Below are 13,591 nucleotides of genomic sequence, written 5' to 3'. Positions count from 1 at the left end.
GGGCAGCCGTACGGCTGCCCCCAGTCGCAGTAGTGCGAGTAGTTGGCCGTGTTCTGCTCGACCACATGCACCAGACCACCGGTCTCGTGGCTGACGTTGGCCAGGAAGGCGGCGGCCTCCTGCTTCTTCACCGTGTCGCTGCCCGTGTTGGCGAAGCCGGGGTAGGCGCTCAGGGCCGCCTTCAGCCCGCTGTAGGTATAGAAGGAGTTCCGGTTCGGGAACATCTGGTTGAACTGCGCCTCGGTCACGACGAAGTTGCCGACCGGGGTTCCGGGGCCGTTGTCACAGGAGTGCGGCTCCCAGTACCAGGTACTGATGATCGGGTCATAGCCCGGGTTGGCATGCTCGGCGATGTAGGCGCGGCCGTCGGTGTAGCGGACGATGTCACCGGCGTTGTACCACTGCCCGGCGACCCAGTTCGGGTAACTGGAACACGCGGCGGCGGCCGAGGCGGGGGCGGCGGAAGCGGTCGCGGCGGGGAGCAGCACGGGCGCACTGGCGGCGATGACGACGGCAGCCAGAACGGAGGAAATGCGGCGTCTCGACAAGGGATCAACTCCTATGCGGGACACGGCCGCTCCCGAGCGAGGGCATGCCGGAGCGGGGTCTCGCCGCACGCGCCGGCGGGGCCGGCCACGGGGTGGGGGCGGCCGTGGTGGGGGGTGTCGCATTCACTCAACCGCATTGGTCTGTACCAGTCAAGTCTGCGGACCGGCCGACTCCGGAACCCTGTTTCGGGTAGTCAATTACCTATTGGTGAAAGCCGGTTGACCGTTTCGAAAAGTCCCGTCACCCCCCTTTCGCGCGTCCTCCTCTATCGCGCGAACGGCACCTGGGCGGGGACCGCGGGCTCCACCGCCTCCTGGAAGGGGTGCCGCCACAGTCCCTGTGCGGCGAGGCGGGGCAGGACGCCCTCGCCGAACCAGTACGCCTCCTCCAGGTGCGGGTAGCCGGAGAGGATGAACTCCTCTATGCCCAGGGCGTGATACTCCTTGATCCGCTCGACGACCTCGTCGTGGCCGCCGACCAGGGCGGTGCCCGCGCCGCCGCGCACCAGCCCGATACCCGCCCAGAGGTTGGGGTGGATCTCCAGCCCGTCCCGGCTTCCGCCGTGCAGGGCGAGCATGCGCCGCTGCCCCTCGGACTCGCTCCGGGCGAGCCCGGCCTGGACGGAGCGCACGGTCTCCCGGTCGAATCCGTCGAGCAGCCGGAACGCCTCGGACCAGGCCTGTTCGGCGGTGTCACGGGTGATGACGTGCAGCCGGATGCCGAACCGCGGGGTGCGGCCCTCGCGGGCGGCGGCCAACCGCACCCGTTCGATCTTCTCGGCGACCTGCGCGGGCGGCTCGCCCCAGGTGAGGTAGACGTCGGCGTGCCGGGCGGCCACCTCCACGGCGGCGGGCGAGGACCCGCCGAAATACACCTCGGGCACCGGGTCGGGCACCCGGGCCAGGGACGCCTCCTGCACATTCAGGTGCTCCCCGTCCAGACTGACGGTCTCACCGCCCCACAAGTCCCTTACGATCCGGAGGAATTCGTCGGTTCGGCGGTAACGGGCGTCCTTGTCGAGGAAGTCACCGTAGGCGCGCTGCTCATGGCTCTCGCCGCCGGTGACGACGTTGAGCAGGAGGCGTCCGCCGGTCTGCCGCTGGAAGGTGGAGGCCATCTGCGCGGCGAGTGTGGGCGAGACGAACCCGGGCCGGAAGGCGACCAGGAACTTCAGCCGTTCGGTGTGCCGGCTGACCATGGCGGTGGTCAGCCAGGCGTCCTCGCACCAGGCGCCGGTGGGGGTCAGGGCACCCACGAAACCGAGCTGCTCCGCGGCACCGGCGATCCGGCTCAGATAGGCGACGGTCGGCGGCCGGTCCCGGCCCGAGACCGACGCCGGGGTGCCGTGGCCGCCGCCGACGACATGGCGGCTGTCGCCGTTGGTGGGCAGGAACCAGTGGAAGGTGAGGGACACGAGGGGCTCCGATCAAGTGCGTTCGTCAGAGGAGGCCGTGGCGGGGCGGCGGGGTTCCGCTCAGCACGTACCGGCCTATGTGCTGGATCTTCCAGCGCACCGGGTCGTGCAGGGTGTGGGTGCGGGCGTCGCGCCAGTGCCGGTGCAGGTTCAGGGAGTCGAGGGCCGCGCGGGTGCCGGCGACCTCGAAGAGCGCGCCGGCCACCTCGACCGCGGTGTCGGCGGCGTGCGCCTTCGCGGCGGCCACCGCGATGGACGCCTCGGCGGCCGAGGCGTCGGTGAGACCGGAGCGGGCGGTGTCCACGGCGCGGGCGGCCTCCCGCAGCAGCGCCTCCGACGCGCGTACGCGTACGGCGAGTTCACCGAACCGCTGGATGAGCAGGGGATCGTCGGCCGCGGCGTCGAAGCCGCTCTCGAACCAGGGGCGGCTCTTCGTCCGGACGAACTCGGCGGCCTCCGCCAGTGCTCCCCCGGCGATTCCCGCGTCGATCGCGGCGTGCAGCAACTGGGCCACGGCTCCGTGCAGTTGCGGGCCCTGGAAGGTGAGATGGTGCGGAAAGATCCGATCGGCGGCCACCGGGACACCGTCCAGGCGCACGGTGCCGCTGGCCGTGGTCCGCTGCCCCATGCCGTCCCAGTCGTCGGTCACGGTGAGGCCCGGGGCGTCCCGCGGGACGAAGGCGACGTGCAGATTGTCGTCCTCGGCGCGGGCCAGGACGGGGATCCAGTCGGCGTAGAGGGCCCCGGTGGCGTAGTGCTTGACGCCCTTGAGGACGTACGAACCGTCCGGCCGGGGCTCCAGGCGGGTGCGGATGTCCTGGACGTGCCGGGTGCCCGCCTCTGACTGGGCGTTGCCGAGGCGCCGGCCCGCGAGCAGCTCCGCGAAGAAGAACGCGCGCTGCGGGACGGTTCCCTGACGGCGGATCACATTGACGTAGACGAAGTGGCTCTGCGGGATCTGGGAGAGGCTGGCGTCGGCCGCGGCCAGCAGCCGGAAGATCTCCGTCAGGGTCTCCTGGCTCACGTCCGCCCCGCCGTACTCGGCCGGGACGGTGACGGCGAGCAGACCGGACGAGGCGAGCCGGTCCACCTCCGCACGCGGCAGCCGGCGTTCGGCATCGCGCGCGGAGGCCTCCGCGCGGAACTCCTCGGCCAGCGCGGCGGCGACGGCGAGTGCTTCCGCGTCGTCGGCGACGACGTGTGCGGTGCCCCCGGTCAACTCGCGACCGCCAGCGTCGCCGGGGTGGCGGGGCGCAGGGCCGCCGAGAACTGGTCTACCACCTGGGCGAGTGCTTCGGCGGCGCCCTGGGCGACGGCCAGCGAGCCGTCGTCGTGCACGGTGATGTCCTTGTCGAGGGTGAACCAGCCCTGCACGATGTGGGCCGCGCCCATGGAGTTCAGGACCGGGCGCAGGGCGTAGTCGATGGCCAGGACGTGGGCGGTGGTACCGCCGGTGGCCAGCGGCAGCACTGTCTTGCCGGTCAGCGCGTACTGCGGCAGCAGGTCGAGGAGCGCCTTGAGGACACCGGAGTACGACGCCTTGTAGACGGGAGTGCCGACGACCACGCCGTCGGCACGGGCGAACAGTTCGGCGGCCTCGACGACGGCCGGGTGACGGAAGTCCGCGCCGAGCAGCGCCTCGGCGGGGAGGGTGCGCACGTCGAGCGGGATCACCTCGTGCCCCTGCGCGGTCAGCCGCTGGTCCAGGTGGCGCAGCAGCCTGTTGGTACGGGAGGAGGCGGAGGGACTGCCGGAGACGGACAGGACGGTGGCCATGGGTCCTCTTTCGGAAGGCTCGGGATGCGGAAGGCTCGGGGCTCACGACTCTGGGCTCACGCAGGCCCGTGAGGTTTTCGGTGGACCCGGAGACCACGAGGTGCGGAGGCCGGGAGGCGCGGGGCGCCCGCGACCCGCGGGCGCCCCGGGGCGTCAGGAGTACCAGGTGGGTTCGGGCAGTTCGCCCTCGAGGACCCAGCGTCCGACCTCCCGGCGCTTGTAGGCGACCGGGTCGTGCAGCGTGTGGGTGCGGATGTCGCGCCAGAACCGGTCGAGTCCCTCGGCCGTGGTGGTGGAGCGGGCGCCGGTCACCTCGAAGACGCGGCTCGCGATCTCCAGGGCGGTGTCGGTGGCGCGGGCCTTGACCGCGGCGACCCGCACCTCGAAGTCGCCGCGCGCCTGCTCGGTGACCGCGTCGGGGTCGTCGTGCAGTTTCTGTCCCTCGGCGGCGACGGCGTCGGCCAGGGCCTCGACCGCCCACAGCTTCGCGGTGAGGTCGCCGTAGGTGTCGACGACGTACGGCTCGTCGACCGCGCGGTCGTGGCCGCCGTGCAGCCAGGGCCGGGTCCTGGTACGGGTGTAGGTGGCCGCCGTCTCCAGCGCGCCGGCCGCGATGCCGAGGTAGAAGCTGACGAAGACCAGTTGGATGGTGGGGACGTTGAGGGTGTTGTAGACGCGCGGCCGGAACTGCTTGTCGACGTATCCGGCCGCGGACGTCCAGGGGGTGCGGACCCCGTCGATGGTGACGCTGCCGCTCTCGGTGAGCCGCTGGCCGATGTTGTCCCAGTCGTCGTGGAAGGTCAGTCCCGCGCTGTCCGAGGGAACAATCGCGAAGACGTGCTGCTCGGTCCCCTCCAGGACACCCTCCAGAACGGTGACGTCGGAGACCTTGCTGCCGGTGGAGAAGGACTTGCGGCCGGTGAAGACCAGGTCGTCGCCGTCCTCGGTGACCACGACGTCCCGGTCGCGCGGGTTGACGGCGCCGCCGAAGAACCAGCGGTTCCGGGCGGCCTCCGCCTCCACGTGCTCCCACTGCTCACGGGTGCCGACCAGCCGGGCCGCCCAGTTCCACAGGTAGTGGTAGCCGAGGAGCTGGCCGAGGGAGCCGTCGGCCTTGGCGATCTCCCGGATCACCCGGTAGGCGGTGATCCAGTTCTGCCCTCCGCCGCCGTGCTCGACGGGGCCGAGCAGGGTGACGAGGCCGGAGTCCTTCAGCAGCCTGATCTCCTCGTACGGAGTGTCGCCCGCACGGTCGCGGGCGGCGGCATCCGTGGCGAGGACCGCGGCGACGGCCGCGGCGCGGGCGATCCAGTCCTCGGCGGTGCGCGGAGCGGGGCGGACGTGCCAGTCGGCGGGTGTGGTGGTGCTCATCGGTTCGGCCTTTCTCGTCGGCGTGTTCGTGCGGGTTGTGCGTGGGGTTGTGCGTGGGGGTTGTGCGTGGGGGCGGTCAGGCGCGTACGGGCACGGAGTCGGTGGCGGCGGGAAGGGCCGCCTCCAGTTCGCGCACCAGGGGCAGGACGCGGTGGCCGAAGTACTCGACCTCCTCGTGGTAGTGCAGGAAGCCGAGGAGAAGGAGGTCCACACCGAGCCGCTTGTAGGCGACGATCCGCTCGGCGATCTGCTCCGGGGTGCCGATCAGCCCGGTGCGGAAGCCGTCGTTGTACTGGACCAGGTCCTCGAACGTGGAGTCCTGCCACATGCCCTTGCCGTCGGCCGTGGACCTGCCGGCCTGCTTGACGGCGGCGCCGAAGCCCTCGACGGCCTCGGAGTCGGCCTTGGCGACGATCTCCCGGAGGGTCTCGCGGGCCTCGGCCTCGGTGTCGCGGGCGATGAGGAATCCGTTGAGGCCGAACTTCGGGGGCCTGCGGCCGGCCAGGGCAGCGGCCCGGTGGACGTCCGCGATCTGTTCGACGACCCCGTCGTGGTTCCGGCCGTTGGAGAAGTACCAGTCGGAGACCCGGCCGGCCATGGCGCGGGCGGCGGTGGAGTTGCCGCCCTGGAAGATCTCCGGGTGCGGACGCCCCGGTGTGCTCAGCGGCTTGGGTTTGAGCGAGAAGTCGCGCAACCGGTAGAAGTCACCGGCGAGTTCGGCGTGGTCCTCGGTCCAGATGGTGCGCAGGGCACGGATGAACTCCTCGGAGCGGCGGTAGCGTTCGTCGTGCTCCAGCCAGGGCTCGCCGAGGGCGGTGAACTCTCCTTTGAACCAGCCGCTGACCACGTTGACCGCGAAGCGGCCGTTCGACAGATGGTCGGCGGTTGCGCCGAACTTCGCCAGGACACCCGGGTGCCAGAGCCCGGGGTGGACGGCGGCGATGACTTTCAGACGCTCGGTGGCCAGCAGCAGCGCGAGGCTGAAACCGGTGGACTCGTGCTGGTATTCGGCACCGTAACTGGCCATGTAACGCACCTGGCTGAGGGCGTAGTCGAAGCCGTTGTTCTCGGCGAGGACAGCGAGTTCCCGGTTGTACTCGTATCCCCAGTCGGTACGTTGTTCGATGGTGCTGGTGACCAGGCCTCCGCTGACATTGGGGACCCAGTAGGCGAATTTCACGGGATCTGCGGGCATGCGGAACTCCTGTTGCGAAATGCAGAGATGTGCAAGTCAGGGTGTGAGGCAGGTGTGCGAGCACGCCGAATTCACTCGGCGCGAAAGTGCGCGGAGTCCGGACGGTGTGAGGGGAAGATCACGCCCGGTGGCCCGAAGGCGGCTACGACGTGCGGAACGGGCGGCGGCGGATCGGGGGAATCAGGCCGCGACGCGACAGGAGGCGCTGGAAACGCGCGCGAGGTCGACGTGGCGTCGCCGCGTGAGGTCCAGTCGCTTCGTCATGCCGTCGATCGTGGCAGCCCTCGGTCGCCACCGTCAAGGAAAACCCGACCGTTCTCGCATGACGGACCATTGAATTTCACGAACATGTGACAGGGAAACCCTTGAACAGGCCGGTAATGCATCCCCATTCTGTCGCCATGCGAACGGAACAGCTGGAATACATCGCGGCCGTGACCCGGCTGGGTTCGCTGCGCCGGGCGGCGGAGGAACTGCGGCTCTCCCAGCCCGCGTTGAGCGAGACCGTACGGAATCTGGAACGCGAACTGGGCGTGGATCTCCTGGAACGCAAGCGCTCCGGAGCGACGATGAGCGCGGCGGGGCAGGAGCTGCTGCCCCACATCGTCGACATCCTGGACGCCGTGGACCGGCTGCGCGCGGCAGCGGGCGAACAGCACCGCATCCGGCGGATGGTGCGCGTCGGCACGGTCAACGCGGCGACCGTGTCCCTGTTGATGCCGGTCGTGCGGGAGTTTCGGACCGAGCATCCGCTCACCCAGGTCGAGGTGGTCGGCGCGCAGCAGTCGGACATCCACCGGGCGCTGCTGGAGGGCGGTTTCGACCTCGGGCTGGTGAACCATCTGGAGGGCGACGACATGCCGGCCGAGTTCGAGTCCGTCGAGCTGCTGCGCGGTCGGCCCGTGGTGTGCCTGCGGGCGGACAGCCCGCTGGCGGCACGGGCGGAGGTGTCGACGGACGAGCTGCTCACCGAGCCCCTGATCGCGATGCGCTCGGGCTATGTGATGCACCGCTATGTGCACCGGCTCCTGGAGGGCCGCTCACCGGCGTTCGCGTACTCCACCGACGGCGCGGAGATGGGCAAGCTGATGGTCGCCGAAGGGCTCGGCGTGACGGTCCTGCCGGAGTTCAGTGTCGTCGGAGATCCGCTGGAACGGCAGGGTGCGATCGTGTGCCGGCCGCTGGCGGGCGACCGGGCGCGGGTGCTGCTCATGCTGCGAAGGCGCAGGTCGGAAGCCGTACCGCTGGCGGCCCGCGCCCTGCACGACACCTTCGTGCGCCGGGCCCGGCGACTGGGCGGCGGTATCGGCCGGACCCACGGGGCAGAGGGGGACGGAGCGACTCGGGGCGGGTCCCCCATTCCGACCTCTACACATAAAGCTTGAATGAGCGCAGAATGAGCTAAAGCGACGCTTGCCGCATACCACCCCAGAAGCGGTCAGACCTGCCAGCCAAAGGAGACGACTCATGGCCAACGTCTCGCATCCCCGCGGTGACATCACGAGCCACCCCGATGCTCCAGAAATGCGGGCACGGTACGACCGCATGCTCGGCGGTCGTGATGTGGTCCTGGTGGACGGGCCGGTCTTCCTGCTCGGCCTCTACTGTGCGGTGTCCCCCTGGATACTCCACTACACGACGAGCCAGCCCGCACTCGCGCCCCACAACCTGATCGTCGGCATTGCGATCGGTCTGCTCGCCCTCGGCTTCACCGCCGCGCCGGCGCGCATGTACGGCCTCAGCGGAGCCATGTGCGCCCTCGGCGTGTGGATGATCGTGTCCCCGTGGATCGTCGGCACCAACCCGGACGCGGGCATCGTCTGGAACAACATCGTCATCGGCGCCCTGACCCTGCTGCTCGGCATCATGTGCGTCGGCACGGCGTCCAGGAGCACCTCGAGGACCTAGGGGGCACCCCGGGAGGGAAACCCTCGAGCGCAGGCCGGTCCGCGTCCCCGTGGACCGGCCTTCCCCTGTCCGGACCGGGAAAAGCCGGGCCGCGGGGGACTGCCCTGGCCGTCCGCGGGCACAAGCGCTGCAGCGGAGGTTCCGAAAAGGAGGGGCGAGATGGAGATCGGCGGCATCATCAGTGCCATCATCATCGGCATAGTCATCGGCGTCCTGGGCCGTCTCGTGGTCCCGGGCCGCCAGCGCATCGGCATTCTGTGGACGATCCTCGTCGGCATCGTCGCCGCGCTCATCGGCTCGGCGATCGCCTCGGCGTTCGGGGTGGCCGACACCAAGGGCGTCGACTGGGTCGAGTGGCTCATCCAGATCGGCCTCGCCGCGTTCGGTGTGGCCGCGCTGGACCGGGTGAAGGCGCGCCGCTGACGGCGAGGGCCGTCGGCGCGGACAAGCACGCACGAACGGACGCACGCGGACGGACGCACGTGGACTGATGACGGACAACGGGTCCGGAACGGGTCCGGAACGGGTCCGGTGGGAGCACCACGAGGGTGCGGCCCACCGGACCCGTTCGTGTGCGCCCCAGCGGCGTCCGTGCGAGGCCCGGGGTGACCAGGGCGTGCGACGTGCGACGTGCGACTACGGGCCGTACACGTACGGGATCGTCGTGGTGAGCGGGGCGAAGCCGAGGCGTTCCAGGATCGGGCGGCTCTGGCTGGAGGCGTCGACCTGGAGGTAGCGGTACCCGCGCTCGGCGGCGACCCGTGCCCGGTGGGCCACCAGCGTGCGGTAGATGCCCCTGCCCCTCCAGGCATCGACGGTGCCCCCGCCCCACAGTCCGGCGAACCGGGTGCCGGGCACGAGTTCCATCCGGGCCGCGCTCACCGGCTCCCGGCCGGCCAGGGCCACCACGGCGACCACGGTGCCGGGCGCCGCGGTGAGCCGGTCGAGCAGTTGGCGCCGCAGCCAGGAGGCGTCGCTCCGGAACGCCTTCGCGTGCACGTCGGCCACCAGGCCGACGCCCGCCCGGTCGGTGACGGGTACGATCCGGACGCCCTCGGGAGGCTCGGTGTCGAGGCGCAGCCCGGAGATCTCGCCGATCATCAGCGTCTCCTCGGGGCCGGGCGTGAACCCCGCCGCCACGAGCCGCTGCCCCAGGTCCGCGGGCAGATCATGGCCGTACAGCTTCCACTCGAACGCGCGGTTCAGTCCGGTGAAGTACGCGATCTGCGCGGCGATCACGCCGTCCGCATCCGTCCCGCGCGGGTCCGGGCCGCCCTCGTGCCGCTCCCCCGTCTCCGCCGCCCCGCGCAGGCCGGACCAGACGACGCCGTTCCAGCCGTGCCGCGGGGCGGTCTGGCGCACCACCGGGCCGATGCGTTCGACGCGGGCGCCGGGGCCGTCCGGCCGCGCGCCTTCGCGCAGCTCACGGTCGAACAGGGCGAGTACCGCGGCGTGATCCATACGGCACACCCCAGCACGGGCCCACCCGGCCGGGCAACGGGATTCGGCATCGCGTCGGCCCGACGACCGCGCATAGGGTTGCCGTCGACCCATTCCCCGGGAGAGAGGCCTCGCCCCATGGCCGTGAAGGACACCGAACTGCCGTATCTGCGTCGCTGCGTGGAGCTGGCCACCGAGGCGCTGGAGGCAGGGGACGAGCCGTTCGGTTCGGTCCTGGTGGGCGGTGACGGCACCGTACTCGCCGAGGACCACAACCGGGTGGCCTCCGGGGACCGTACCCGGCACCCCGAGTTCGAGCTGGCGCGCTGGGCGGCGGCCCGGATGACGCCCGGTGAGCGGGCCGCCGCCACGGTGTACACCTCCGGCGAGCACTGCCCGATGTGCGCCGCCGCGCACGCCTGGGTGGGCCTCGGCCGGATCGTGTACGTCGCCTCCTCCGCCCAGCTGGCGTCCTGGCTCACCGAGCTGGGCGTGCCCGCACCGCCGGTGCGGACGCTGCCCGTGCGCGAGATCGCCCCCGGCGTGACCGTGGAGGGGCCGGTCCCCGGGTTGACGGAGGCCGTGCGGGAGTTGCACCACAGGTTCCACCGCGCGGGCGGCTGACCCGGCGCGGGGCGTCGCCGCCCAAGGGTCCTGTCCCCGTCGGCCTCAGGCCTGCGCGCCCGCGCCCGCTTCCGCTCCCGGGCGGGAGCGGCGGTGCAGGGCGGTCCCGCCGGGGAAGAGCGCCACTCCGGGGGCGAGGACCGGGAGGGTCTGGTCCCCGCCCGTTGCGGCGAGGGCGCCCGAGCCGGCGGGGCGGCCGGCGCGGCGGCGTACGCCTCGGGTCCCGGGGCGGGGAGAACGCGGGTGCGCCGACCGGGTCATGGCTTGTCCGAAAGTCGCACACCGTTCACTCCGTGGAGCGCCCGTCGCTCGAACTCCGGCACCGGTTGCCGAACAGACACAGGAGGTGACGGACCCCAGTGCGCCGGGCCGGGCACGGCAGGGTGCGGTCCGGCCGACAGGCGGGGCCGGTGGGGTCCCCGTATCGTGATCGAGGGCGCCGGTTCCCGGTCCGCTGTGGGGCGCCCCTGGAGGCATCGATGCTGGCCAAGCTCTCCAAGCTCTCCATGCGACTCCCGGTCCGGCGCTGCGCGGTCATCGGGGCGGCCGGACTGGCCCTGCTGGGCACAGGTCTCCCGGCGGCCGCCGCCGAAGGCCCCGGTCCCGGCCTCGACCGGTTCTACGACCAGGGGATCACGTGGTCGGCGTGCGAGGGCGCGGACCTGCCCGAGGACCTGCAGTGCGGGAAGATCACCGTCCCGGTCGACTACGCCGAACCCGACAGGGGCACCCTCGAACTGGCCCTCGCCCGTTACCCCGGCACGGGGAACCCCCGCGGCTCGGTGGTGCTGAACTTCGGCGGGCCGGGCGGCTCGGGCGTCCTCGGACTCGCCCACGGCGGCAAGGAGTTCATGGGCCTCACCGACGAATACGACGTGGTGTCCTTCGACCCGCGCGGGGTCGGCCGATCCGCACCGGTCAGTTGCGGCACGGAGGCCACGGGTCAGGCGCTGGAGGCCACCGGCGGCGAGGACATCTCCGATCCGAGGAAAACGCTGGCCCGGCTGCGCGAGGTGGCCGCCGAGTGCGCCGAGCACTCGGGCCCGGTCCTGCCGCACATCGGCACCGTGAACGTCGCACGGGACCTGGACGTCATGCGGCAGGTGCTCGGCGACAAGAAGCTCAACTACCTGGGCTTCTCCTACGGAACCCGGCTGGCGGCGGTGTACGCGGCCCAGTTCCCCGAGAAGGTGGGCCGGTTGGTGCTGGACGGGGTGGACACGCTGACCGAACCACTGGCCGAACAGGGGCTGGCGAGCGTACGGGGCCAGCAGACCGCGCTCGAGCACTTCCTGACCTGGTGCACCGAGGACATCGCCTGTCCGTTCGGCCAGGACCCGCGCAAGGCGAGGGAGTCGGCCGTGAAGCTGGTCGACTCGCTCGACGAGAACCCCGTACCGACCGATTTCGGCTACGCGTTCACCGGCCAGGACCTCGTGGTCGCCCTGGGCCAGGGCCTCTACAGCAGGGAACTGTGGCCCTTGCTGCAACGGGCGCTCGCGGCGCTGATGGAGGACGGGGACACCCGCGGGGTGGAGGCCTTCGCCACCGGTGGGGTCACACTCCCCCTGCCGCATCGCGCCGACGATCCGCTCGTCGACGAGGAGCAGGTGCCGCTGGACAATCTGCCGGCCGCGCTGATGGCGGTGAACTGCGCGGACGATCCCGACCGCCCGGCCGCCGAGCAGGTGACCCGGGACCTCGGCCGGCTGCGCACCGCCTACGAGGAGGCCTCCCCGGTCTTCGGACGCCACCGGCTCGCCCAGGTGCTGATGTGCCACGGCCGTCCCAAGGGGACCGACTTCATCCGCGAGAAGGTCAAGGACGTCGACACTCCGAAGATGCTGCTGGTCGGCACCCGGGGCGACCCGGCCACGCCGTACCGGTGGACGGTGGAGACGGCCGAACGGCTCGGCCCGTCGGCCGTGGTGCTGGACAACCGGGCCGAGGGCCACACCGGCTACGGGTCGTCCGACTGCGTCCACCGGGCGATCGACGACTTCCTCCTCTACGGAACCCTGCCGCCCAGCGGCAGCTCCTGCGGCGCCGAGGACGACGCCCGCCCATGAGTCCGCACCCGGACGGCGCACCCGATGCCCCAAATGCCCGATCCGCGATTCGGCTCTATGGTGCTGTCATGGAGCACGATCTGAGTCCCGCAACCCTTGCCGAGCTTCGCCGCCCGCGCCCCTACCCCGCGGTGTCGGTGCTGACGCCGACACACCGGCGCGAGCCTCTCAACGCCCAGGATCCGGTCCGGCTGCGCAATGTGGTGGCCGAGGCCAAGAAGCAGCTGGAGGCCGATCCGGCGGTCACCCGGGACCGGCGTGGAGAGGTGGAGCTGCAGCTCGACCGGGCCCTGGCCGAGGTCGACCTGACGCACGCCGAGGACGGCCTGGTCATCTTCGCCGCTCCGGGCGAGCACCAGGTGTGGTCGCTCGCCCGGTCGGTGCCGGAGCGCGTGGTGCTCTCGGACACCTTCCTCACCCGCAACCTGGTGTCCGCCCACACGGCGGAGCGCCCCTTCTGGGCGCTGTCCGTCTCCCCGGACCGGGTCACGCTGTGGAACGGCGGCACGGACCGGGTCACCGAGGAGCACGCCGGCGGCTTCCCGCTGACCCGCGCCGTGGAGAACTTCGATCCCGAGCGCCTGGAGCAGGTCGGCGACCAGCCGAGCGCCTTCCGGGACGAAGGCACCCGCCGGTTCCTGCGCGAGGCCGATACCGCGATGGGCGCGATCCTGCGTGAACATCCGCGGCCTCTGTACATCACCGGGGAGCCGGCCGCGCTGTCCCTGCTGGGCGAGGCCGGCGGTGTGACCCGGGACGCGGTGCAGGTCCAGCACGGCGGTCTCGCGCACGGCACGCCCGACGCGGTGTGGCAGGCCCTGCGCCCCGTGCTCGAGAGCGAGGCCCGCAAGAGCACCGAGGGCGTCCGCCGGGCCCTGGAGACGGCCCGCGGGCGCAAGAGGTTCGCGGCCGGGGTCGACGAGCTGTGGCAGAACACCAGGGAGGGGCGGGTCCAGTTGCTGGCCGTCGAGGAGAACTTCCGGGCGACGGTGCGTGAAGCGGGCGAGCATCTGGTCGCCGCCGAGTCCGGCGACCTGGACGCCCGCGAGGACATCGTGGACGAGCTGGTCGAGCAGTGCCTGGAGACGGGCGCCGAGGTCCGCTTCGTCCCGGACGGCGCCCTCGGGGACGCGGAGCGGATCGCGGGCGTACTGCGGTACTGAGAGAGGCGGGGCGGGCGGGCTCCCAGGGGCTGCCGCGCGTCCCCTCGCGAGGCGCCCGTCCCGTCCCGGGGTGCCCGGCCGG

15 protein-coding genes are annotated in these 13,591 nt (G+C 71.6%); 6 read left to right on the top strand and 9 right to left on the bottom strand.

Annotated elements, in window-relative coordinates; translation table 11 throughout:
* From AOK11_RS31305 to AOK11_RS46895, 7 genes are all read right to left on the bottom strand, one after another.
* A partial coding sequence (locus AOK11_RS31305) for a glycoside hydrolase family 19 protein (protein WP_276204856.1) occupies positions 1–548 on the bottom strand: 548 nt, incomplete at its 3' end.
* Between the two features lie 266 nt (positions 549–814).
* Positions 815–1,963, bottom strand: coding sequence for an LLM class flavin-dependent oxidoreductase (locus tag AOK11_RS31300; RefSeq protein ID WP_055597069.1), 1,149 nt, complete (start codon positions 1,961–1,963; stop codon positions 815–817).
* A gap of 25 nt (positions 1,964–1,988) precedes the next feature.
* Positions 1,989–3,182 carry an SfnB family sulfur acquisition oxidoreductase gene (locus AOK11_RS31295; protein ID WP_055597068.1) on the bottom strand — a complete coding sequence of 398 codons (1,194 nt, stop codon included), beginning with the start codon at positions 3,180–3,182 and terminating at the stop codon, positions 1,989–1,991.
* Entirely contained in the window at positions 3,179–3,739 is a 561-nt protein-coding gene (gene ssuE, locus AOK11_RS31290) for an NADPH-dependent FMN reductase (protein WP_055597067.1), read from the bottom strand. Before ssuE ends, AOK11_RS31295 begins: the two co-directional genes overlap by 4 nt.
* 153 nt (positions 3,740–3,892) lie before the next feature.
* On the bottom strand, positions 3,893–5,110 hold the full coding sequence (locus AOK11_RS31285; RefSeq protein WP_055597066.1) for an acyl-CoA dehydrogenase family protein: 1,218 nt from the start codon (positions 5,108–5,110) through the stop codon (positions 3,893–3,895).
* 76 nt (positions 5,111–5,186) lie between these two features.
* A complete protein-coding gene (gene sfnG, locus AOK11_RS31280; protein ID WP_055597065.1) occupies positions 5,187–6,305 on the bottom strand; it encodes a dimethylsulfone monooxygenase SfnG in 1,119 nt (372 codons plus the stop codon).
* Positions 6,306–6,485: 180 nt separating this feature from the next.
* Positions 6,486–6,569, bottom strand: a complete 84-nt coding sequence (locus AOK11_RS46895; protein WP_350851021.1) for a putative leader peptide — start codon at positions 6,567–6,569, stop codon at positions 6,486–6,488.
* Positions 6,570–6,706: 137 nt separating this feature from the next.
* Here AOK11_RS46895 and AOK11_RS31275 point away from each other — a divergent pair, with 137 nt between their 5' ends.
* From AOK11_RS31275 to AOK11_RS31265, 3 genes are all read left to right on the top strand, one after another.
* Positions 6,707–7,690: a LysR family transcriptional regulator gene (locus tag AOK11_RS31275; protein ID WP_055597064.1), complete on the top strand. Its 984-nt coding sequence runs from the start codon at positions 6,707–6,709 to the stop codon at positions 7,688–7,690.
* 82 nt (positions 7,691–7,772) lie between these two features.
* Complete coding sequence (locus tag AOK11_RS31270) at positions 7,773–8,213, top strand: SPW repeat protein (RefSeq protein ID WP_055597063.1); 441 nt, start codon at positions 7,773–7,775, stop codon at positions 8,211–8,213.
* A gap of 159 nt (positions 8,214–8,372) precedes the next feature.
* Positions 8,373–8,636, top strand: coding sequence for a GlsB/YeaQ/YmgE family stress response membrane protein (locus AOK11_RS31265; RefSeq protein WP_055597062.1), 264 nt, complete (start codon positions 8,373–8,375; stop codon positions 8,634–8,636).
* A gap of 213 nt (positions 8,637–8,849) precedes the next feature.
* Here the strand turns inward: AOK11_RS31265 and AOK11_RS31260 are convergent, their stop codons facing one another.
* Entirely contained in the window at positions 8,850–9,674 is an 825-nt protein-coding gene (locus tag AOK11_RS31260; protein WP_055597061.1) for a GNAT family N-acetyltransferase, read from the bottom strand.
* Between the two features lie 117 nt (positions 9,675–9,791).
* Here AOK11_RS31260 and AOK11_RS31255 point away from each other — a divergent pair, with 117 nt between their 5' ends.
* Positions 9,792–10,277: a nucleoside deaminase gene (locus tag AOK11_RS31255; protein ID WP_055597060.1), complete on the top strand. Its 486-nt coding sequence runs from the start codon at positions 9,792–9,794 to the stop codon at positions 10,275–10,277.
* A gap of 45 nt (positions 10,278–10,322) precedes the next feature.
* Here AOK11_RS31255 and AOK11_RS43105 read toward each other — a convergent pair whose 3' ends face one another.
* Positions 10,323–10,538: a hypothetical protein gene (locus AOK11_RS43105; RefSeq protein ID WP_157869489.1), complete on the bottom strand. Its 216-nt coding sequence runs from the start codon at positions 10,536–10,538 to the stop codon at positions 10,323–10,325.
* Between the two features lie 218 nt (positions 10,539–10,756).
* Between AOK11_RS43105 and AOK11_RS31250 the strand changes: the two genes are divergently transcribed.
* Together AOK11_RS31250 and AOK11_RS31245 are read left to right on the top strand one after the other, a co-directional pair.
* Entirely contained in the window at positions 10,757–12,346 is a 1,590-nt protein-coding gene (locus AOK11_RS31250; RefSeq protein ID WP_055597059.1) for an alpha/beta hydrolase, read from the top strand.
* A 68-nt stretch (positions 12,347–12,414) separates the two neighbouring features.
* Positions 12,415–13,509, top strand: coding sequence for a baeRF3 domain-containing protein (locus tag AOK11_RS31245; RefSeq protein ID WP_055597058.1), 1,095 nt, complete (start codon positions 12,415–12,417; stop codon positions 13,507–13,509).
* Positions 13,510–13,591: the final 82 nt, after the last annotated feature.

The organism is Streptomyces hirsutus (genome assembly GCF_001418415.1).
GTDB classification, from domain to species: domain Bacteria; phylum Actinomycetota; class Actinomycetes; order Streptomycetales; family Streptomycetaceae; genus Streptomyces; species Streptomyces hirsutus.
This window is presented reverse-complemented; position numbering and strand designations above follow the sequence as displayed.